We start from the raw sequence: 20822 nt of genomic DNA on the forward strand, positions 1-20822 counted from the left end.
GTCTGCTCCGCTAGGGCTGGCGGTTGGCCGCGGTGCTGGCGGCCGGGCCGCCTTGCGATTCGATGTAGGTCACGAGCGCGGTCAGCTCCTGCTCGCTCAGGTCGAAATGCGGCATGATCGGCGCGTACCCCTTCACGACGCGGGCCGTCGGGTTGCGAATGAACGCGCGCAGATAGGCTTCGTCCACCTTCGCGGTGCTGCCGTCGGCCATCGTTTCGGTCTTGCCGTACAGGCCCTTCCAGGTCGGGCCCACGCGCGGACTGCCGTCCACGGTATGGCACGCGAAACAGCCCTTGGCTGCCGCGAGCGCCTTGCCCTGGTCGGCGAGCGCCTGGGCGCTGCCGCCTGCCGTGGCGGCAGCGGCCTGCACGCCGGCCTGCTGCCGCTGCGCGAAGGTGGTCTGCTGCGCCAGCCAGCGCGAGAACGATGCTTCGTCTTCCACCACCACCACGCCGCGCATGTTCGAGTGCCCGATGCCGCACAGCTGCGCGCACAGGATGTCGTAACGTCCCGCCTTGGTCGGTGTGAACCAGAAGGTCGTCACCATGCCGGGCACCATGTTCATGCGCGCACGGAACGGCGGCACATAGAAGTCGTGCAGTACGTCGAGCGACCGTGTCAGAACCTGGATCGGCCGGTTCAGCGGGAGGTGGACCTCGGGCGTCTCGATCAGGTAGTTGTCGCGGCCGTTGGGGTCGGCGGGGTTCAGGCCGAACGGGTTGTCGTTGCTGACGTAGCGCGCGTCCGTCGTGCCCAGCTTGCCGCCGGTGCCGGCGAAGCGGAAGCGCCATTGCCATTGCCGGCCGAGCACTTCCATCTGCAGCACGTTGCGTGGCGGCCGGATGTAGTCCGCGTAGACGAAGAGACCGGGTGCCAGCAACGCCGCCACGCCGACGGCGGTCAGGCCGATCAGCCACCATTCCAGCCGCCGGTTGTGCGGCTCGTAGGCCGCGCGATGCCCGCCGCGGTGGCGGTAGCGGATCAGTGCGATCGCGATGAACAGGTTGATCGCGATGAAGAATGCGCCGGTGATGACGAGCGTGATCGTCAGCATGTCGTCCATGCGCACCCAGTTCGACGCGATCGGCGTGATCCACCAGGGACTGGCAAAGTGAAACCCCACCGCCAATGCGATGATCACGATCAGGGCAATCGCAAGCGCCATGGGCCGCCTCGCCGCGCCTCACTCGCCGGAGCCGCCAACCCGCGCTCCTGGCATCGTCGTGCCGCCTTGCCGGATTTCGTATTACATTTTGCCGGCAGTCCACCCAGACCGATTCGCCAAGCGTCGTCGGCGGCTCTAAAGAAAAGGTAGTCCGCGCCTTTGCATCGTGCAAGGCAGCGCAAGGGGGGGAGGCACGCTCCCATACCCGCATGCATCGCACGACAGACGATGCCACCCGCCGCGACGAACCGGCGTGTCAGTGCATCGCGTTCTGCTTGCGCCGTTCGAGCATGCCGTAGACAACGGCGGTCACCACACCGAACAGCAGGTTGGCCAACAAGGGTCCGGATCCCCGCTCCGAGATAAACCACGGGAACACGGCGGTCATCACGTAGAAGTTCCATACGTACGCGACGATCCCGAAAGCCAAGCCGATGACGGCCTCCATGCCGACGCTCGAATCGAAGCGGAACGGGGCCATGATCGCGGCGAGGATCATCCCCATGATGGCGCCGAGCACATAGTGCAGCAGCAGCGCCATTCCCACGATGCTGAAGCTGAACACCGACATCTGTTCGAGCGCACCGCGGCCCATCACCATCGCCGCGATCTTGTGGGTCGGTTGCCACGGGCTTTCATCGAGCACCATGGTCGACCAGAAGAATTCGAGCACGATCACCAGGGCGCCACCCGCAAGACCGGCTACGGCAGCGGCGAGCCAGTCCGGCATGCGCCGTTGCCAATGGTGTGATTGAATGTGCAGTTCCATAGAACCTCCTTGCTGAAGGATCAACCTCAGCACTCAGGCAGGCCGGTTTTCGGGTGTCAGGGGAAAACCGGTGACGTGGGTTCGCCGCCTTCCAGATCCGCATTCGGAAAATGTCGGGCGATCATCTGCTCGATTTCCTGCTCTCGCAATGCCGGCACGTCGGCCATGATCAGGATCTGGCCTTCCTTGATCGCTTCGCGAAACCGCTCGAGTCGCGCGTTGGGCTCGGCGATGCCGATCATCCCGGCCGTCCACGCGCCGAAGCCCGCTCCCACCATCGTCAATGCGACGACGGCGCCGCCCGCGATCACGAGCTCTGCAGGGGGGTATACGAGCGCGACGAGACCGATGAGCGCGCCCGTCGCGCCGCCGAGTGCGACACCACGCTCGAGCGCATGCACGACATCGCTGCTTTGCAGCAAAGACGCTTCGGGTAACTCATCAAGCGTGACACTGTGATCGGCGAGGACGTGGATATGGCGCCAGATGATGCGCGCGCGGAGCAAGTCATCCACGACCGCCTTGGCCATCTGCGTGTCGGGTACGAGGAAATAGAGGCGCCTCATGTCGGCCCCCTTTTTCAGTCTGGAGTACGTTCTATTTTATGTCACCATCGGCAGCGTGGTACCTGTGCGCGCGTACGTGGTTACACGCGATCACGCTTCAGTGCAGCCGGTCATCGTGCGAGTGCGCTGTAGATGGGGCGAACAACACATCAGCGGAAATCCACACTGAACCCATTTTCTCGAACCCTTCGCGCGTCGGCTCGTTGCTGCCGCCTGACCGCGAACGTTGAATGTCCGTCGCGGCCGGTACGCCGGCAACCAGGCCCGCGTGACGCCAGGGTTCACCGCCGCGCCATCCGCGTCGCGCGCCCCCGGCGCGACTTCCTCAAGCGCCTGCTGCCGCGTTTCGACACGCGGCAGCCCGATCGCGACGCACGGGACGCCGAGCGTCGCGCGCTTCGATATGACGATGAAGGGCGCGTTTCGCTCAGCGCGGAAAGGCCCGGTCAGACCGCACCGGTGACGTGCAACGTGTGAATCTTTTCATCGGCATAGCCGAGTTCGCGCGGCACGGCATCGGTATGCTGGCCGAGCGCCGGCACCGGATCCATGCGTGGCTCATCGCTCGGTGCGAAACCGGGCGGCAATTGGGCAGGGATCTCGCCAGCAGGCGTATCAACGCGGGTCCAGCAATGTGCGCGGCGAGCTGTTCGTGCGTCCAGACGCCGTGCATGTCGTTCATTCGCGCGTTCGCGATGCCGGCTTGCTCGAGCCGTCGATCACGTCGGCGGCCGTCAGCGTCGAGAATGCGCGGACGATGACGGCCGCGAGTTCGTCACGATTCGGGGCGCGGCGGCTGTTCGACCCGAAGCGCTCGTCGGCCGCCAACTCGGGCATGCGGATCACGGTCTCGCAAAAGCGCTTCCATTCGCGCTCGTTCTGCAGCCCGAGCAGCACGGTCTTCCCGTCGCCGGCCGTGAACGGACCGTACGGAAAGATCGTCGCGTGCGATGCGCCGGCTTGCCGCGGCGGCGGCTGTCCGTCGATCTCGCAGTAGAGCGGATAGCTCATCCACTCGACCATGCTTTCGAGCATCGATACATCGATGAGCCGGCCGCGTCCGGTGCGGCTGCGTTCGATGAGCGCGGCGAGGATGTTCGTGAACGCATACATGCCCGCCGCGATGGCGGCGGCGAGCAGCTTCGCCATGTTCGCCTGCGCGCCGCATGGCTCACGCGCGTCGAACCGGCGCTCGGCCTCGAAGCGCATCAGGCTCGCGGCCTCAACCGAAGCATGGCGCAGCAGCGTGCCCATGTTGTACACCTGGCCGTGACACGCGCCGGAATTGCCGCCCGCGCGGTTGATTTCCTCCATGATCGCCGATGCCTCGGTCAGGCCGAGGCCCGAGCCGCCGTATTCCTGCGGAATCAGTGCGGCGTGCCAGCCAGCTTTCGTCAGCGTGTCGACGAACGCTTCGGGATAGCCGCGTTCCGCGTCGATCTTGCGGAAATATTCGGCGGGAAACTCGCCACACATGTCGCGAGCGGCTTCGCGAATGTCCTGGTACGCGTCGGCATGATTCATGTTTCGGATTCCGGAATGTCAGGCGAGGATCGCGATCGCGGACGTGGTCGGCGAGGCGGCCGCACACGCTGAAGGTGTTGCCGAGGAAAGTCGGCCGTGCCGCGCGATAGGCGTATTCGACGATCGTCGCGCCGGACAGCGCGCGCGTCACGAGTTCGAGCAGCAGCGTCGCGATCAGTGGGCCGTGCACGACGAGGTCCGGATAGCCTTCGACGTCGCGCACGTAGGTGCGGTCGTAGTGAATGCGATGCCCGTTGAAGGTCAGCGCGTAATAGTGGAACAGCATGACTTCATCCGGCGTGATGTCGCGCTGCCATTGCGCATCGTCGGGTGCGGCCTTCGGCGGAGGCGCGGCCGGGCCGCGATAGACGATGTCGTGTTCCTCGCGGATCGCGACTTCGCCCGCGGATTCGATCAAGTGCTCGACAGTGACGAAGCCAAGCGTGCCGCGGCAAACGATCGTCGAGCTGATCGGCGAACTGGCCGCGAGTGGCGCGTGGACGGGCATCACGTTGCGCGAGGGCGAATCCGCGCCGTCGTGACGGGCGGGATGCGCGGGACGCGCGGGCTCAGTCCGCGAGCCAGTGCGCGGACGACCAGTCGCCGCGTTCGGCTGCCGCGGATGCGGTGTGCGAAGTCCTGCCGCGTGAACGATACGCATTCACCAATGCCGCGATCGGTCTTTCGTTCGTCATGCTGATTGCGGACGGAACGATGAACATGCGTGAAATGACACATTCGCCATTGCGCCCGAGCATGCCCGCGTCGATCGGCTCGCCCTCGCATCGGCGGCCGGCCGGTCGCGCGCAGACATCGCCCGTCGGCAGGTTGTACGAAGCTCGATATTGAAACTACACTGATTATCGGCCGGCGCCGAGACACGCGGCTCATCCATTCAACACGCATCACAGTACTAATTAAACGCGTGCCGACAATCGCCATAGAGGATGCTTGCCTTGTTCCTCAACATCCAGCGGGGGAAGTGGCGATGAAATTCGGGGCTGCGCGTCATCCGTCAACGGTTTGCTAGCCGAACGGCGCGCGCATGAGCACGACCGCAGGCATTCACGCGACGTCACTCGGGCTGCACGGCTCGAGCCCGGCGATGGCCGACCTGCGCCGCTATCTGGCGAAGGTCGCGCAGACCGATACGACGGTGCTCGTGACCGGTGAAACCGGCACTGGCAAGGAGCGCGTCGCCACCGCCGTCCACCGCCTCAGCACCCGGACCGACAAGCCGTTCATCGCGGTGAACTGCGCCGCGGTGCCCGACAGCCTGTTCGAATCCGAGATGTTCGGTCACGAGCGCGGCGCCTTCACCAGCGCCCAGAACGCGTTTCCCGGCCGCTTCGTCGAGGCCGACGGCGGCACGCTGTTCCTCGACGAAGTCAGCGAGATGCCGCCCGCCGTTCAGGCCAAGCTGCTGCGCCTGCTCGAGGACCGCACGGTGACGCCGGTTGGCTCGCTGCGCCGGCGCCCGGTCGATGTCCGGATCGTGGCCGCCAGCAACGAAAGTCTGGAGGACCTGGTCGCGGAACGCCGTTTCCGCGCCGACCTGTTCTATCGGTTGAACGTCGCGCGCATCGAGATACCGCCGCTGCGGGAGCGGCCGGAGGACATCGCGTCGATCGTCGATCACTTCGTCGCCGAACATAACGAGCGGCGCGCGATGCGGGTGGGGCGGCCCGATCCGGCGCTGCTCGAGTGCATGCGGCACTACCGGTGGCCGGGCAACGTGCGTGAGCTGCGCAACCTGGTCGAGGCGTTGTTCGTCGATGCGCCGGAAGGGCGTCCGTTCGGGCTGGGCGACCTGCCGCCGGCATTCCGCCGCCTCTTCCTGCAGAACTTTTCGGCCGGTGAGCACGAGCGCGAGCGACTGGTCTCGGTACTGCGCCAGACCAACTGGAACAAGATGGAAGCGGCGCGCCAGATGAACTGGTCGCGCATGACGCTGTACCGCAAGCTGGCCAAGTACAACCTGGACGCCGGCAACACTGCCTCGGTGTGACAGCCGGGCTGTCACATGGTACAGCCCCGCAGCTTTCGCGAATCCCGCTCCGGTCGGGAAATTTCACGGCAAATCATGCGCTTGCGTCAGCGCACACGCGTTGGCCCGCTCCTTGCGAAGCAACACGGACAGACCGCCCGTCGCCATGCAAGGAGGCCGTCGTGCACGTCATCGAGCCACTCCAGGACGCCCCGCCGGAACCGGCGCAGCCGGCCGGCCCGCCACGGCCGCTGCTCGCCAGCTATGCAAACTATTTCGAGGTCGGGCACAACGCGTTCGAGTTCCTGATCGATGCCGGACAGGTCGAGCCGCAGACCGGCAACGTCCAGTTGATGAGCCGCGTCGCGGTCAGCCCGGTGCACGCCAAGCTGCTCGCGCAACTGCTGGCGAGCGCGATCGCCCAGTTCGAGGCGGCCCACCACGCAATCCCCGACATCGGCGAACCGGAAACGGATCTGGCGATTCTTCCCCCGCAGGAATTCGAGCGGCGCGCGATCGATGCGCGCAGCAAGCCGATGCTCGGCGGCCGTCGCGACGAGCCCGATCAAAACCAGAGCTGAGGACACGACATGGCAGCGCAACTCCATCCCAACCGCATGGTCCTGACCGACCGTTTCCCGATGCTGAGCTTCACGATTCGCGTCGGCCACGCGCCGTGCGTCGCGGAACTGGTGATCGCCACCGATCCCGCGCTGTTCACGCGCAAGGACGGGCGCACCTCGTCGACGTTCTACACCAGCCGCGAGGACGGCCTGCTGGCGATCCCGCGCGGCGAAGCGGTGTTCATGGTGCCGCCGGCGGTGCTGGCTCGCTTCGTGGGCGCTAGCCGCCTGTGGTTCGGTCTCGCCACCGCCGCGTCGCCCGATGCCGACGCGTGGACGATCGACGTGTTGCCGAATGCCGACAGCCCTTACGTGTCGCTGTCGGGGCTCAGCGATCGCGGGTTGCGCAGGGTCCGCGTGTTTCCGACGCGCGGTGGCGCCGCCGTCAGGAGTCCGATGTTGAACTGGGCGGGCGACGGCAGCCGGCCGGGCGCGACCGCCGTACCGGCGCCTGCCGCGCCGGGAGCCGTCTCCGCCGCGCCGCAGCCGGCCGTCGAACCCGTTGCGCCGCATCACGATGTTCACTACGACGACGGCTTCGGTCCGCTTCCGCCGCTGAATGCCGCAACGCCCGTCGCGGCGAAGCCCCCCGCAACGGCACCGGTGCCGGCCGCGCACCCGGCGTCCGCCGCCGCGCCGGCGCCCGTCTCGCAGGGGATGAGCGACGATGTCGAGTTCCGCATCGCCGGCGAGCGACGCAGTTTCACCTGGCCGCGGCCGCGCAAGCTATCGACCGTCGAGCGGGCCGCGCTGCGCGCGATCCTGAGCGCGAATCCGGCCACCGCGTCGCTGATGCTGCTGTTGCCGGTCGCGATGCGCAACGGCCTGTCGGTGTCGATCGGCGCGGGCGCGGGCGCCGGGATGGAATCCGGGGCCTCGGGCGCGGTCGGCGTCATCTTCGACGCCAATGGCGACGACATCGGCGTGTTCGTGTCGGGCGAGCTCGACTTCGGCTACATCGTGTCGGCGAGCCTCACCGGCCAGATCAGCCTGCTGCGCGGTCATATCGACGATTTCTCGGGCACCGGCACGACCGCCGGCGTGATGGTCGGCGAAAGCGCGGCCGGCGGCATCTCGGCGCTGTTCAATGCCCGCGGCGAATTCGTCGGCGTCACGCTGTCGGCCGGCGTCAGCGTCGGCAGCCCGGTGAGTATCTTCGTCGGTGTTTCGCGCGCCGCGGCGGGCACGATTGCCACCTCGTCGTCGCTCGCGTGGTCGCACGCCCTGAGCGACGACCCGGAGGCCTACGGCATCGATGCGCCGCCGTACAGCGACGACGATGCGGCCGCCGAGCCGCCCGCGACGGCCAGCGCGCTCGCGCTGGGCGCGCGCGAGAACAGCCTCGTCACGCGCACCGCGGCCAGCCCGAATTTCGACGAGGGGCGCGGCAGCAAGACGATCGACCGCATCATCATCCACATCGCCGACGTACCCACCGTCCAGCGGGTGGTGAATACCTTCACTAATGCCGCGTCCAAGGTGAGTTCGCATTATCTGGTCGGGCAGGAGGGCGAAGTCGTCCAGTTCGTCTCCGAGGCCGACACGGCGTGGCACTGCAAGGGCTCGAACCAGCGCAGCATCGGCATCGAACACATTGCGGTGAAGCGCGGCGGCGCCGACTACCCGCGTCGCAACGGCACCGTCCAGCATTTCGACGCGCTGGCGCCGACCCAGCTCCAGTACGAAACCTCGGCCGCGCTGGTCGCGTCGCTATGCGACAAGTATCAACTGCCGATCAATCGCACGACGATCATGGGCCATCGCGAGGCCGACACCTCGACCGGCCATACCGCCTGCCCCGACGGCAACTGGGACTGGGACTACTTCATGCGGCTGGTCAGCAGCCGCACCTGCCAGCCGCAAGCGGCCGGCCAGGCTCTGTGGCTCGCCGCCCGCGGCCTCGGCGACGACATTCCGCTCGATCCCGGCGTCGGCGGCCTGTCGATCGGCACCGATGCACTGGAGATCGGCGACATCATTCTCAGCACCACCGGCAATCCCGGCTCCGGCGTCATTCGTGCCGGCTCCGGCGCCGAGGTCAGCCACGCGATGCTCTACGTCGGCCAGGGCGGGCAGGTGATCGAGGCGATTCCCGGCGGGGTCCAGCTGCGCCCGCTCGCGGATGCGCTGGCCGATGCGCGCCTCGCGGTCGCGTTTCGGGTGCCGGGCCTGACCGATACGCAGCAGCGGCAGGTCGCCGATGCCGCCGCGCGCTACCTCGATCGCGGTTTCAACTACGTCGGGCTGGTCCGCTGCGGGAGCTATCTGATCGACCGCCGCGCGTGCGACCTGCTGTCGGGCGACGCGGCGGAGCGCTGCCGCCGCTTCGTCGGCCGCATCGAACTCGGAGACGGCGCCGACACCGACAACTTCTTCTGCTCGCAACTGGTCGCCCAGTCCTTCCAGGACGCAGGCAGGCCGATCGTCACCGTGCCGCCTCACTGGGTGCCGCCGGGCGATCTCGCCAGCCTGTCGACCGGCACGATGGCTCCTGGAACGCTCGCATACGTCGGCCACCTGAAGGCGCCGATCCCGAGCCGCGGCTTCTTCGGCGTGAGTCAGGCGCTGGCGGTCGCGCCGGGCGCCGCGCGCGCGCTGGGGGCCGACGACTGGACGGTCAACTGGGACGACGTGCAGATGACCCCGCAGCCCACCGACATGGGGTGCTGGGCGACGGCCGCATCGATGGTGCTCGGCTGGCGCGACAACCAAAGCGTCGATCCGGCGCTGCTGGCGCGCTGCATCAGCCTCGAGCGCCAGATGCGGGACGGCCTGGCGCCGGCCGAAGTGGCGGGGTTCGCCAGTGCGTCGACCCTCACGGTCGAGCCCAACGCGTGCTTCGCGCCCGAAGGCTTTCGGCGGCTGCTGGAGGCGAACGGGCCGATCTGGGTCGCCGAAGTCGTGCGTGCGCCGGTCAACTTCTTCCATGCGGTGGTGGTGACGGGCATGTATCGCAGCGGCGACGCGTATTTCGTGCGGATCACCGATCCGCTGGACCGCGTGGTCGGCACGCCGGGCCATCCCGGCGCGCGGACCCTGCCGCCGACCCATGCGACCGGCAGCCGCTACATCATGACCTACGAGGATTTCGTGTCCGAATACGAGGCGGCGGCCGGCATCGGCGTAATCCAGCTCATGCATTCGGGCGGCACGTTCGGCCACACGATCAATCGCGGCAGCGCGGCGGGCGCAGGCTACGCGCTCGGCATCGAGCCGCCGGCCGCGGGCGGCGAATTCGGCTTCGGCGTGACCCTGACCCGGCGTACCGAGAGCCGCGACGGGCGCAGCTACGATCTCGCGCAGCTGGCGGGGCTGGTCCAGCCCGCCAATGCGCTGGCGGGTGGCGCGGGGCAGCCGCGCGTGCAGGGCCAGCGCATCACGCTCGACGACTGGCCGTACATCGACGGGCCGAGCGGCCGCACGTCGGCGCCGGTGTCGATCGACTGGGCGTGGCAGGGCGGAGCGGTCGGCGACGTGACGATTGCCGCGGACCAGGGGCAGATGCTCGACGGCTGGACCGCGTTCGTGCGCGCCGATATCGGCCGCGGTACGGGAACCCCCGAGCGGGCGAGTGTCAAGCTGCGCATCACCACCACGTTCCGGCATGCCGGCGAGGAGGATCAGGTCGGGGTGACGGAGGTCGCGCTGAACGGCGACGGCCGCTTCGAGACCGTGCACGGCGCCGACGGCGCGCCGCCGCTTCCGGCAAGCGGCACGCAGCCCGCGCCGCGCGAACCGCAACCTGCCTGACCCTCGAGGGACACGCGCGATGACCCGCCTCATCCCCCCTCCGCCACCACGCGGCGCGGTAACGCCCGCGGTGGCACTTGCTCGCGACGCATTCGGCCGCGAGATCGTCGACGGCTCCGGATCGAGCGACCCGGGCAGGCAGGACGGCGCGCTGCCGCAAGCGGCGCCGGCCGGCGGCGGGGTGTCCGACGCCCCGGGCGCGTCGGCGCCGCCCAAGGAGAAGGCGACGGACGCCATCGGCCGGCGTGCGGCGGCGCTGGCCGATGCGATCGACTTTCCGACCTTCGTCGCGAGCCTGGTGCATGGCACGTACGACGCCATCGTCGACAGCTCGATCAAGCAAGTGGAGAGTTTCGCCGACCTGGTCGGCGCGGTGGCCAAGCCGCTGGACCAGTTCACGCAGGAGAACGTGACCGACGGACAGGCGCGCGCGTGGCTGGTCGAGCAATATCCGCACGACGTGACGCTGGTGCAGGACGGCGGCGAATACCGCCTCGCGCCGGTAGCCCGGCCAGGCAACGACGACGACACGACACCCGCGCCCGCGTGGCTCACCGATTTCGGTGCGGCCGACGGCGCGTTCGACACCCAGACGCTCGAATCGGTGGTGCTGCCCCGCGCCCGCGAGCGCGTCGCGCAGCATCGGCTGTCGACGCTGTCGACGATGGTGCTGCTGGGCATGCAGCGGGTCGTGGTCAAGGACGGCACGATCGCGGCCAGTCTCAATTTCCAGGCCAAGGCGCGCGACCGGGCCGCCGTGCAGTATGCGACGTCGAACGACCCGTCGTCGGGACAGACGACCTGGGGCGGACGCGGAACGTCGGGCGATGTCGTCACCACGGTCTCGACCGTTGCGGTCAATGCGCAGACCGACACCGATCTCAAGGCGACACTGACCGGGAAGGTGAGCATCAATTTCGCGTCGGAGACGCTGCCGCTCGACCGTTTCGTCGACGAGGCGTCGCGCAATCTGCTGGAGCGCCACAGCCGGCCCGCGGCGCGGATCGCGCCGCCGGCGGCAACGGGTGCCCAGCCCGCGGCACCGGTCGCAGCGCCCGCTTCGGTCGCGACGCATGTGCCTGCGGCGGTACCGGCGGTGCCAGCGGTGCCCGCCTCGTCCGCCGCGCCGGTGACCCCGGCGGCCCCGGCTGCACCCGTATCCGCCCGGGGAGAACCGACATGATTTCGCCGCGGCCGCTGGGCGAGACGCTGGGCGCGTTCGCCGACGTTGTCGAACAGCTGACTGCGGGGGCGGCGCAGGGGTTGCGGGTGCGCTCGGTGGCCATGGAGCTGCCGCTCGACCTGCGCGTCGCGCGGGGCGCCGACGGCATCGAGCTGGTCGGCGACCTGCCGCAGTTCCTGACCCGCACGGCCTTCGATCCGGAGCCGGCGCGGCTCGCGATCGTCCTCGAAGCCGTGCCGGTCGACGGAGCGGGGCAATGAACAGCAACGCCAGCCTGCGCCTCGAGGATTTCATCCAGGCCGTGCAGAGCCAGCTCGACAACGCGCAGGCGGCGATGGCGATCAAGGCACGCAACCTCAACCTGCCGCTGACTTTCGCGATCAAGGACGTCAACCTCGACTTGCGTGCCCATGTCGAATTCGTCGAAAGCGAGGTCTGGATTCGCCCCGCCGGCCCGGGCGACACCGACAGCAGCACGTTCCATCTCGTCTTCACGACCATCACGCGGCCGGCGATCGAGGAGAACGCGATCGCGCTTTCCGAGGACAGCAAGGACCAGCCGCTCGACGCGCTGGGCGACGAGCTCTCGGCCGAGGACCGCAAACGGCTGGAATGGGCCGGCGTGCGCACGGTCCGGCAATTTCGGCAGGCCGAGCAGCGCGACATGGTGCATGCGATCGGTCGCGTCACCAACCTGTCCGTGGACCGGCTGCGCCGGGCGCTCGACCGGGCGTCCGCGCCGAGTGTCGAGCGGGTCGAGCCCGTGGCGCCCGCCACCGATGCGCAGCCCGATGCGTCGCCGCTGCTGCGCGTGATCGGGCGCAACCTCGTCAACGGCACGCACGCGCCGCTGGTGCGGATCGGCAATCGCCCGGTCGCGGTGCTGCAATCGACGGACGACGAGCTGCTGCTCGCGCCCGGTCGTGACCAGTGGGCCGGCGAACTCGCCGTCTCGCCGACGAGCCGGCATGCGGCCGCGCTGGCGTTCGACCTGAGCGCATTCGCGCCGCCGCCGGCGCCCGCGGCCAGGCCCATGACGCTGGCCGCCGTTCCCGGTCAGGAGGAGGCGCGGCCATGACGATCCATGCACTCGGCACGCCCTGGGCATCGCCCGGCGAGCGTCAGTTCAGCCTGCCGACCAGCCTGCTCGTCAAGCTGGCGCTCGGCGAAGCGCCCGAGCACGTGCCGTCGATCCGCGACGTGACGCGCGGCGCGCTGGCCGCCGCGCAATGCATCGACGGCGGCCCGGTCGACCGCATCGTGGTCGCGTTCGCCGGGCGCTTTCTCGCGGTGCGCCCGTTCAGCGCGGCAGCCGGGCGCTGGGTGCCCGGGCACGCGCACCTCGGATACGACGCGATCGAACAGATGACCGGCATGGCCCGCACGCTGCTGTTGCGCGTGCCGGCCGGCACGCCGATCGGCGAGCTGTGCGATTCGCTCGCCCAGCTCGCGACCGTGGAAAGCGTGACGCCCAACTACGTGGCGACGGTCCCGATGGACGCGCCCGGCCGCCTGGCGCCCGTGCCGCCGGCCGCGCGGTTTGCGCAGGATGCGCGCGCGCTGGTGCGCATGGCCGAGGCGCACGCGATCGAGCCGGGCGACAGCGGCGTCACGGTCGGTCTCATCGACAGCGGCATCGCTCGCCAGCATCCCGAATTCGCCCATGCATTTCGCGCGGGCGCCGATACGGTGCGGCTGGAGCCCGGCGATCTGTCGCCGGGTGTGCAACTGCTGAGCGGTCACGGCCATCGCGGCGATTTTCCCGAGGACCGCTTCGTCGGTCACGGCATGGGCTGCGCGGGCATCATCGCCGCGGAGGGCGTGGCGATGCCGCGCGGGCTGGGTGGCGACTGCCGCATCCTGCCGATGCGCGCGCTGGCGGCAGCCCGCTTGCCGGGCAAGGTGCATGCGATCGGGCTCGGCGCGATCGCCGACCTCGATCGCGCGCTCAAGCTCGCGGTCGACCTCGGCGCGAAGATCATCAACATGAGCTTCGGCACCGACGATGCGACGATCGCCGCCAACCGCCCGAAACCGCATGCCGACACGGTCGCGTATGCCGCCGCGCGCGGCTGCATCCTCGTTGCCGCGAGCGGCAACAACGGCAGTGTGACCCGCTACTGGCCCGCCGCCTACCCGCAGGTGATCGCGGTTGGCGCCGTGGGCGACGACGGACGGCCGACCCCGTTCTCGACGCGCGGTCCGCACGTCGCGCTATGCGCACCGGGCGAACGGGTGCTGACGAGCGCCATCGAGGCTTATCAGCTTGCGACCGGCACCAGTTTCGCCGCGCCGTTCGTCGCGGGCGCCGCCGCGCTGCTCGTCGCTTACGCGCAGCGCCGCGCCTATCCGCTCGACGGCGCGACGGTGCGCGATCTGCTCGTTGCCACCGCGCGCACGTTCGCGCCCGGCGCGGCCGACGGGTGCGGCGCCGGCATTCTCGACGCGGCGGCGGCGCTGCAGGGGCTGTCCGGCCGTATCGACGCGTATGAAGCGGCGGGCGACGACGGTTGCACGGGCAAGGAGGGCCGTGCCGACGACGGCTGACTTGCGCACCGGATCCCGTTCACTCCCCCGAACCGACCGGATTTCAAGGAGAAGTTAAATGTTTCATGTCAACAATCAAGTCCGCTTCCTCGACCTCGTCGACCTCGAGACCCGGGCACGCGACGGGCTGGTCGATATCGTCAACCGGCTCGAGTCGCTGAAGCGGCCGCCGGTCGCCGCCGAGCGGGAGCAGCTCGCGCTGTGCAAGGCCATCCTCGCGGTCGTCTACGACACGAAGCCGTCCGACGGCGTTCCGGAGGTGTGCGATCCGCTGTTCGTCGCCACCCGCGAACTGCTGGCCAGCAAGTCGCTGGTCAACCCGCCATTGCTCTCCGAGATCAACGGCCAGCTGGTGTTCGGCACGGGCGACGCGAGCGGTGCCAATGGCGCGAACGGTGCGGACCCCGAGCCCGCGTCGATCACGCTCGTCGCGCTGGTGCTGGGCATCCTCTCGGTGGACGGAGCCACGCCGCCGCCCGTGAAAGTCGACGGCGGCAAGACCGTACCGGACGACGACAACGTGCTGATGAACACCTTCACCCGCCAGTTTTTCGCGGCGGTGGGCGAGGCCAATTCGTATGGCGCGCTGGCGCAGCGGGTGCTGGCGCTGCTGTGCATCGAGGGCGATCCCGACGGCCGCGGCGGCGAGCAGCCGGGGGTGGTCACCACCGAATTCGCGCGCGTGATGCGCGGCCTGCAGGCGCGCAAGATCCAGGCCGACGAGCCGCAGTTGCGTCGCCGCATCAACGAGGAGCTGAACACCGTCCAGAACATCGGCGGCGAGGACGCGATCGCCGATCTCGGCATCGACCTGCCGAACCTCGAGGATCTGGAGGACGCGAACATCGTCGCCGACAACGTGCGCGTGATGGGCCCGATGATCGTTGCCGCGATGTTCGACGAGCTCAAGGTGTTCCAGGTGGTCGACCGCATCGTCGAGCAGTTCCAGCACGGCACGCTGCCGATCGGTCCGGGCAATGCGGGCAAGCTGCTCTATCGCTACTGGCGCGAAACGCCGAACCGCATCTCCGAGCAGGAGCGCAAGAACTTCGCGGCCATCACGCTCGGCGTGCCCGGCGGCGATCCGAATACTGCCGGCAACCGCGAATTCAACGATTTGTGGATCCGTTTCGTGTCGTCGGTTTCGTCGTTCGTGCGCCAGACCGAAGTCGACTCGTTGCTGCGTGCGAGCGTGCCGAACCCGATCAACCACCAGCAGGTGCGCAAGGCCGCCCGCGATCTCGCCGGCAACCTGTCGTTGCATGGCTACGGCATGGCGCATTACGCCGCGCGCGAGATCCAGTCGCAGGTCAAGTTCATGATCGACCTGCTGCAAGACCCCGAGATCCGCGGCTGCTACGGCGCCAAGGACATGTGGCAGGTGATCGACCAGGTCGCGACCTACGATCTGGGCGGCGCGCGCACCAGCTCGCGCTATCGCACGCTGGCGACCTGCGGCACGATCATCACCGCGTGGCTGGCCAACAACGTCGATCGCGTCAACAAGGCGACCGGCCCGCTGCTCAGCATCGACCAGATCGCCAACCCCGACGTCTCGTCGAACCACAAGTCGACCGTCGACCCGACCGACTACGACCTGGTCAACGCGTGCGAGCTGTGGCTGGCCGATACCGCGACCACCGATACGCAGATCGAGCAGTTCTCGCAGCCGCGCGAGGCGCCGCAAATGACGTCGAAGCCCGTGCCGATCCCGGCGATGGCGCGCGAGATGCTGGACGGCGTCGGTGATATCGGCGCCGGCATCGGCCTGGGTGCGGGCGTGCCGGTGAAGGCGGGCTACGGCGTCGGCACGCATAACGGGGCGAGCTACTACTCGAACCGTCCGCACTGAACCGGCGTTGCGTGCGCTGCGCCATTCCCGAACCCTGCCGGAGCCGAGCCATGCCCATGACCACATCCCGCGAACCGGTCGTCGCCCGGGTCGAACGACGCCTGAGAAGCGCCGCGCGAAGCCTTGGCACCGCCGATCCATTCGCGCCGTCGCGCGACCTGTTCCTGCGCACGTTCGGCGACGACGCCGACGATCTGCGGTTCCGCGACAACGCGCTGATGCCGATGGCGGTACCGTTCGAGCCCAGCTTCTCGGAAAGCCAGCCGGGCAAGCTGCGCTTCACGATCGAGCCGTTGCCGCCGGAGGCGTCTGCGATCGACCGGCGCGACGAGTCGACCCGCGAAATGCGCAAGCTGATCCGGGACTTCATCGGCCGCGAAGCGCTGCACTGGTTCGACCAGGCGAGCGAGCCGTTCCGGGGCTTCGCGCGGCCGGGCGGCAACCTCGATTACGGCGCGTTCTTCGGCTCCAGCTACGACCGCGACGGGCTCTATGCGTCCAAGGTGTACTACGAGCTGCCCGGCGACGCCGGCACGATCGAGAACCTGCCCCGCGACCTGGCCGGCATCGTCCAGGCCGCGCTGCGGATGGTGCCCGGGCTCAAGCCGCTCTTTACCACGATGGCGGCCCAGCGCGATCTCGGCGGCCAGCGGCTCACGTTCGCGTGCACCCGGGCGCTGCGGCTCGCCGATCTGCAGCCGGTCATGGATGCGCTCGGCATCGGCCATCGGCTTCCCGGCATCATGCAGCTTCTGGGGCTGGTGCTCGGCGGGCGGTTCGACCTGCCGCCGCATGGTGCGTTGCTCGCGTTCGGGCTCGGGCCGGACGGGCCGGATTTCGAGCTCTACGTGCTGCTCTCGGCGATCCCCGACGTGCCGCCGGCGTTCCTCAGCCTGCTGACGATGGGGCTCGCCGAGCGTCCGCGCGGGCTGCAGGCGCTCGAGCGATGGATGGGCGCGTTTACGCCGGAGGATGCGCATTGGCCGGGCCGCTTCTCGATCATCAGCCTGCGCACGGACGCGGCCTGCCCGCCACGGGTGAGTCTCTACCTGCGCCCGGTCGAGTTCGAACTGCCTGTGGACGCGCCTGTCCAGGCCAACTGAATCGCTTCGTCACGCGTTTCCCGCGAGGTCGCCATGTTCCCGCAAGCTGCCCGTCCCACGCCGATCGCGCCACCGCCTCGAGCCGCTGCGGTCGCACCGCGCCATACGCCGCCGGTGCCGGCCGACGAAGTGCGCCACGGCGTCGCGCAGATGCTGACCCGGTCGCAGGCATACAACGCGATGCCCGACGCCGATCGCCGCGACATCGCGCGCAACACCGCGTTGATCGCCGACTATCTGGCCCGGCCGGAAGGGTTTGCCGGCAATGAAATCCCGGGCGGGCTGGGCACCGCCACGGCGCGCGCGCTCGACGACAACACCGATCATTCAGCGCACGAGCAGGATTTCAATGTCCACAACAAGGCAGTCGAGGACATCGGCAAGTCCAAGTTCACCGCGTCGGCCGCGCGTGAGGGCGCTGCGGTCGCCGGCGAGCTGCTGAACCAGGTCAAGTTTCCGACATTCGTCGCCAGCCTGATCAGCGGCGTGTTCCAGTCGATCACGCACAGCTCGATCGAGCAGATGAAGGCCTATCAGGAAATGATCGCGCAGGTGGCGAAATCGCTCGGCCAGTTCGCCGACGAACATGTGACCGAGAACCAGGCGCGCGATCATATGGTCGGCCAGTTTCCCGACCTGTTCGAGATCGGCATGGACGACAGCGGCGATACGCCGAGCCCGCGCGTGCAGGTGCGCGACGGAGTCGACCCCGACGAGGCGTCGAAGACCGTGCGTGCCCGCCTGCAGATGGGCGACGGCGATACCTTCGACCTGTCGGACGAGGCCTCCGAGCTGGCCATCGTCAACCGCTTCAAGATGCAGCTCGCCAAGCAGCGCCAGCAGATGCTGGCGTCGATCGTGCTGATGGGCATCAACCGCATCGTCGTCACCGACGGCAAGATCTCGGCGAAGATCATCTACGACGTGCGCGCGCAGGACACGCTCACCAAGCAGCGCAGCGCCACCGCCGTCGACCTCGCCCGCGACAAGGACGGCAACGTCCAGTCGACCTACGCGGGCAAGGGCACCTACGATCGCGGCGGCAAGTACGACTCCAGCAACGACAAGGACAACGGCCGCCAGTACAGCGCCGACTACTACGCGAAGGGCGACTACGAATACGAGAACAAGCCGATCATCACCGCGTCGACTGCCGCATCCGAAACCAGCAACGCGGCGATGCAGACCAAGATCCAGATGTCCGGCGCGGTCGACGTCAATTTCAAGAGCGACTACCTGCCGCTCGACAAGATGGCGACGCCGCAGATGATTGCCACCATCACCGGCAACGCGACGCCGGCCGATCCCAACGTGCTGCCCGGTCCGAAAACGCCGCCGGCTGCGGCCGCACCCGCTGCGACGTCAGCCCCGGCCGCGGCGGCAGCTTCGGCGCCGGCCAAGGGAAACTGAGCCATGCGCCCGCCCGCTTCCCCCGACGCGCTTCACCCGGTGCGGCCGCCCACGAGCGCCGCCGCGTTCGACGCGACGCGGCCCGAGGTACGCCGCCTGCTGACCGCGATTCCGTCGTTCCTCGACCTGCCCGACGACGAGCGCCGCCGCATCGCCGCGGATACGGTGCGCGTGCTCGCTTACCTGGCCGATCCGAACGGCGTGCATGCCGAGATCGCGGAGCGCGAGGCGAACGGCGAACTGCCGCCCACCGGGCTCGTGCACCCCGTCGCACCGCCGCAGCCGGCGCCGGCCGCCGCGACGCTGGCCGACGATCCCGTCACCGCGACCAAGCGCCAGCTCGCGCAGGATCCCGGCTTCGCCGGCAAGGACTTCCAGGCCGGCGCGGTGAAGCAGGGCGTCGAGCAGTTCGGCCAGATGGTGCAGAAGGTCGATTTCCCGAAGTTCGTAGGAGGGCTGATCAAGAATGTGTTCCAGGCGATCGTGGAAAGCTCGATCGAGCAGATGCGTGCGTATGGCGAGCTGATTGCCAATGTCGCCAAGACCACAGCCCAGTTCATGAGCGACAACATCAGCGAGGGCGCCGGCCGCGACTATCTCGCCGATTCGTTCCCGGACGTGCTGTCGGTGCAGGCGCAGGACGGCGCCGACGCGTTCGACGCGGACAGCGCCGGTGCGGCCGCGGCGGCGGCTCCGACGCGGCTGGTGGCGCAGGGCGACAACGCGCAGCAGCGGCTTGCCGAGATCAGCCGGAACTACAACCTCGATCCGCCGGTGACGGACTTGTCGGACGACAAATCCGAGTTGCGCCTCGTCACCGCGGCGCGCCTGCAGATGGCGAAGCAGCGCCAGCAGCTGCTGTCGTCGATGGTCATGCTCGGCATCAATCGCATCGTCGTCACCGACGGGTCGATCAACGCCAAGGTGGTATTCGACATGCGCGCGAGCGATACCGCGAAACGCACCTACACAGCGTCGATGCACGACCGCGAAAGCCAGAAATACAAGGAATCGCTCAACGCCCATTACGGCAGCTGGTATACGCCGTATTCCGCCGACGCCGCCTTCGAGGGGCAGCAGGAACACGTGGCCACCGTCGGGTCGGCGCTCGACGACACGAGCGAATCGAAGGCCGAGGTGAAAGCGAAGCTCTCGGGTGAGGTGCGCGTCAACTTCAAGAGCGACTACCTGCCGCTCGACAAGATGGCGACGCCCGAGATGATGTCGGTGATCCAGGGCAATTCGACGCCGTACAACCCCAACAAACCGGCCCCCGCCGCCGGTTTGCCCGCCGGGCAGCACTGAATCATGGCGCGCATGCTCATCGTCCCGCCGGCGGATGCCGGACTCGCGGCGGCCATCCGGTCGGGGGAGCGGCTCGTCGAGCGTGCGACCGCGCACGGCCTCGCGTTCGCACTCGACGAACTCGGCGACATCGCGATCCCCGATCCCGTTGCAGCACGCGTCGACAAGGCGCAGTTGCGGGCGCTCGCGTCGCTCTATCTGGCGGCCGACCTCGAGTCCGCGGGTGTGATTCCCGCGGTCGAGGCGCTCGCGGGCCTGTCCGCGAGCGGTGCCGTCGGCGTCGACCTCGGCGGCGCGGAGCCGCTGGTCGTCAACTGGTGGCGCCACCGCGCCGAAAAGCTGGCGGCCGGCGAACGCGCTGCGTTTTATTCGCGGTTGTTCGGGACTGCGTACGGCCCGGCCGCGGCGGATGCCGAGCGCAATGTTCCGTTCGAGGAGTGCATGCTCGAGCTTTGCGAGGCGCTCTACAAGCTCGACGAGACGCCGGGCGCCGACCCGCGCGGGGATCTCGGGCAGCAGGCGCGGGTCCGCAACGCCGCCCGCTCCCTCGCGCAGAACCTCGGCGCCGCCTGTACCGGCGTGACCGCGTTCATGGCCGGCGAAATCGTCGGCATGCTCAGGGACGCGTTCGCGATCCTCGGCCATGCCGACCTGCGTCACGGCTTCGCCGCACGCGACATCTGGGGCGTGGTCGCCGGCATCGACCGGCTCGCGCGCCAGCCGTCGCGTTCGCCCGCCGCCTATGTGCGGCGCGGCAAAGCGGGGATGACCGTGATCGCGTGGCTGGCGGACGTCGCGGACGTGCTGGGCGCCGCGTCGCCGCTGCTGAGCACGGACAATCCGGTGATCGCCTCGGCCGCCGACTGGATCGAGGCGACGCTCAGTCTTGGCGAGAAACCCGACGGCCCGGCGCGTTCCGCCCCGGACGATGGCCGCGCCGTGCCGCAGGCTTCGCGCCCGGCCGCGCCGGGAAACCCGTGGGCGGCACTCGGATCCTGACATGAAACCACGCTGCTCAGGCCGTCGCGCTACGGGCGG

The 20822-nt window shown here is 68.7% G+C and carries 15 protein-coding genes and 3 pseudogenes; 12 read left to right on the top strand and 6 right to left on the bottom strand.

Annotation, left to right across the window (positions count from 1 at the left end):
* Positions 1–10 precede the first annotated feature (10 nt).
* The 6 genes and pseudogenes from DIE08_RS10600 to DIE08_RS36170 form a co-directional block, all read right to left on the bottom strand.
* Positions 11–1165 (bottom strand): c-type cytochrome, encoded by a 1155-nt coding sequence (locus DIE08_RS10600; RefSeq protein WP_124901852.1) that lies wholly within the window; start codon positions 1163–1165, stop codon positions 11–13.
* 256 nt (positions 1166–1421) lie between these two features.
* A complete protein-coding gene (locus DIE08_RS10605) occupies positions 1422–1934 on the bottom strand; it encodes a hypothetical protein (RefSeq protein ID WP_044846926.1) in 513 nt (170 codons plus the stop codon).
* Positions 1935–1990: 56 nt separating this feature from the next.
* Positions 1991–2500, bottom strand: a complete 510-nt coding sequence (locus DIE08_RS10610; RefSeq protein ID WP_059679939.1) for a hypothetical protein — start codon at positions 2498–2500, stop codon at positions 1991–1993.
* A gap of 446 nt (positions 2501–2946) precedes the next feature.
* Positions 2947–3631: pseudogene (locus DIE08_RS10615) on the bottom strand (CoA transferase); the annotation flags it as partial.
* 108 nt (positions 3632–3739) lie between these two features.
* A pseudogene (locus DIE08_RS10620) lies at positions 3740–4024 on the bottom strand (acyl-CoA dehydrogenase family protein); the annotation flags it as partial.
* Between the two features lie 46 nt (positions 4025–4070).
* Positions 4071–4472, bottom strand: a pseudogene (locus DIE08_RS36170) (acyl-CoA dehydrogenase); the annotation flags it as partial.
* A 597-nt stretch (positions 4473–5069) separates the two neighbouring features.
* Between DIE08_RS36170 and DIE08_RS10630 the strand changes: the two are divergent.
* The 12 genes from DIE08_RS10630 to DIE08_RS10690 all read left to right on the top strand — a co-directional run bounded on the left by DIE08_RS10630 (position 5070) and on the right by DIE08_RS10690 (position 20783).
* A complete protein-coding gene (locus DIE08_RS10630; protein WP_124901853.1) occupies positions 5070–6032 on the top strand; it encodes a sigma-54-dependent Fis family transcriptional regulator in 963 nt (320 codons plus the stop codon).
* 161 nt (positions 6033–6193) lie between these two features.
* Complete coding sequence (locus DIE08_RS10635; protein WP_124627392.1) at positions 6194–6592, top strand: DUF3467 domain-containing protein; 399 nt, start codon at positions 6194–6196, stop codon at positions 6590–6592.
* A 9-nt stretch (positions 6593–6601) separates the two neighbouring features.
* Positions 6602–10384: an N-acetylmuramoyl-L-alanine amidase gene (locus DIE08_RS10640; protein ID WP_260436505.1), complete on the top strand. Its 3783-nt coding sequence runs from the start codon at positions 6602–6604 to the stop codon at positions 10382–10384.
* 19 nt (positions 10385–10403) lie between these two features.
* A complete protein-coding gene (locus DIE08_RS10650; protein ID WP_185715849.1) occupies positions 10404–11567 on the top strand; it encodes a hypothetical protein in 1164 nt (387 codons plus the stop codon).
* A complete protein-coding gene (locus DIE08_RS10655) occupies positions 11564–11827 on the top strand; it encodes a hypothetical protein (protein ID WP_124901856.1) in 264 nt (87 codons plus the stop codon). Before DIE08_RS10650 ends, DIE08_RS10655 begins: the two co-directional genes overlap by 4 nt.
* 41 nt (positions 11828–11868) lie before the next feature.
* The gene (locus DIE08_RS10660) at positions 11869–12645 is read left to right on the top strand and encodes a hypothetical protein (protein WP_226116824.1); all 777 of its coding nucleotides are present in this window, start codon (positions 11869–11871) and stop codon (positions 12643–12645) included.
* Positions 12642–14114 (top strand): S8 family serine peptidase, encoded by a 1473-nt coding sequence (locus DIE08_RS10665; RefSeq protein WP_124901857.1) that lies wholly within the window; start codon positions 12642–12644, stop codon positions 14112–14114. The genes DIE08_RS10660 and DIE08_RS10665 overlap by 4 nt, the downstream gene beginning before the upstream one ends.
* A 58-nt stretch (positions 14115–14172) precedes the next feature.
* Positions 14173–15966 (top strand): hypothetical protein, encoded by a 1794-nt coding sequence (locus tag DIE08_RS10670; RefSeq protein WP_124901858.1) that lies wholly within the window; start codon positions 14173–14175, stop codon positions 15964–15966.
* 56 nt (positions 15967–16022) lie between these two features.
* Positions 16023–17069 carry a hypothetical protein gene (locus DIE08_RS10675; RefSeq protein WP_260436506.1) on the top strand — a complete coding sequence of 349 codons (1047 nt, stop codon included), beginning with the start codon at positions 16023–16025 and terminating at the stop codon, positions 17067–17069.
* Positions 17070–17102: 33 nt separating this feature from the next.
* Positions 17103–18479 carry a hypothetical protein gene (locus DIE08_RS10680; RefSeq protein ID WP_124901860.1) on the top strand — a complete coding sequence of 459 codons (1377 nt, stop codon included), beginning with the start codon at positions 17103–17105 and terminating at the stop codon, positions 18477–18479.
* A gap of 3 nt (positions 18480–18482) precedes the next feature.
* Positions 18483–19784 (top strand): hypothetical protein, encoded by a 1302-nt coding sequence (locus DIE08_RS10685; RefSeq protein WP_124901861.1) that lies wholly within the window; start codon positions 18483–18485, stop codon positions 19782–19784.
* 3 nt (positions 19785–19787) lie between these two features.
* Positions 19788–20783, top strand: a complete 996-nt coding sequence (locus DIE08_RS10690) for a hypothetical protein (RefSeq protein ID WP_124901862.1) — start codon at positions 19788–19790, stop codon at positions 20781–20783.
* Positions 20784–20822: the final 39 nt, after the last annotated feature.

The sequence above is a fragment of the Burkholderia sp. Bp9004 genome (genome assembly GCF_003858025.1).
In the GTDB taxonomy this organism is placed as follows: domain Bacteria; phylum Pseudomonadota; class Gammaproteobacteria; order Burkholderiales; family Burkholderiaceae; genus Burkholderia; species Burkholderia diffusa.

Excerpts from the sequence above, each read along its gene's own strand:
- DIE08_RS10680 (WP_124901860.1), top strand. The coding sequence starts at position 17,103 with ATGTTCCCGCAAGCTGCCCGTCCCACGCCGATCGCGCCACCGCCTCGA.
- DIE08_RS10630 (WP_124901853.1), top strand. The coding sequence starts at position 5,070 with ATGAGCACGACCGCAGGCATTCACGCGACGTCACTCGGGCTGCACGGC.
- DIE08_RS10610 (WP_059679939.1), bottom strand. The coding sequence starts at position 2,500 with ATGAGGCGCCTCTATTTCCTCGTACCCGACACGCAGATGGCCAAGGCG.
- DIE08_RS10690 (WP_124901862.1), top strand. The coding sequence starts at position 19,788 with ATGGCGCGCATGCTCATCGTCCCGCCGGCGGATGCCGGACTCGCGGCG.
- DIE08_RS10685 (WP_124901861.1), top strand. The coding sequence starts at position 18,483 with ATGCGCCCGCCCGCTTCCCCCGACGCGCTTCACCCGGTGCGGCCGCCC.
- DIE08_RS10605 (WP_044846926.1), bottom strand. The coding sequence starts at position 1,934 with ATGGAACTGCACATTCAATCACACCATTGGCAACGGCGCATGCCGGAC.
- DIE08_RS10640 (WP_260436505.1), top strand. The coding sequence starts at position 6,602 with ATGGCAGCGCAACTCCATCCCAACCGCATGGTCCTGACCGACCGTTTC.
- DIE08_RS10650 (WP_185715849.1), top strand. The coding sequence starts at position 10,404 with ATGACCCGCCTCATCCCCCCTCCGCCACCACGCGGCGCGGTAACGCCC.
- DIE08_RS10675 (WP_260436506.1), top strand. The coding sequence starts at position 16,023 with ATGACCACATCCCGCGAACCGGTCGTCGCCCGGGTCGAACGACGCCTG.
- DIE08_RS10655 (WP_124901856.1), top strand. The coding sequence starts at position 11,564 with ATGATTTCGCCGCGGCCGCTGGGCGAGACGCTGGGCGCGTTCGCCGAC.
- DIE08_RS10665 (WP_124901857.1), top strand. The coding sequence starts at position 12,642 with ATGACGATCCATGCACTCGGCACGCCCTGGGCATCGCCCGGCGAGCGT.
- DIE08_RS10600 (WP_124901852.1), bottom strand. The coding sequence starts at position 1,165 with ATGGCGCTTGCGATTGCCCTGATCGTGATCATCGCATTGGCGGTGGGG.
- DIE08_RS10670 (WP_124901858.1), top strand. The coding sequence starts at position 14,173 with ATGTTTCATGTCAACAATCAAGTCCGCTTCCTCGACCTCGTCGACCTC.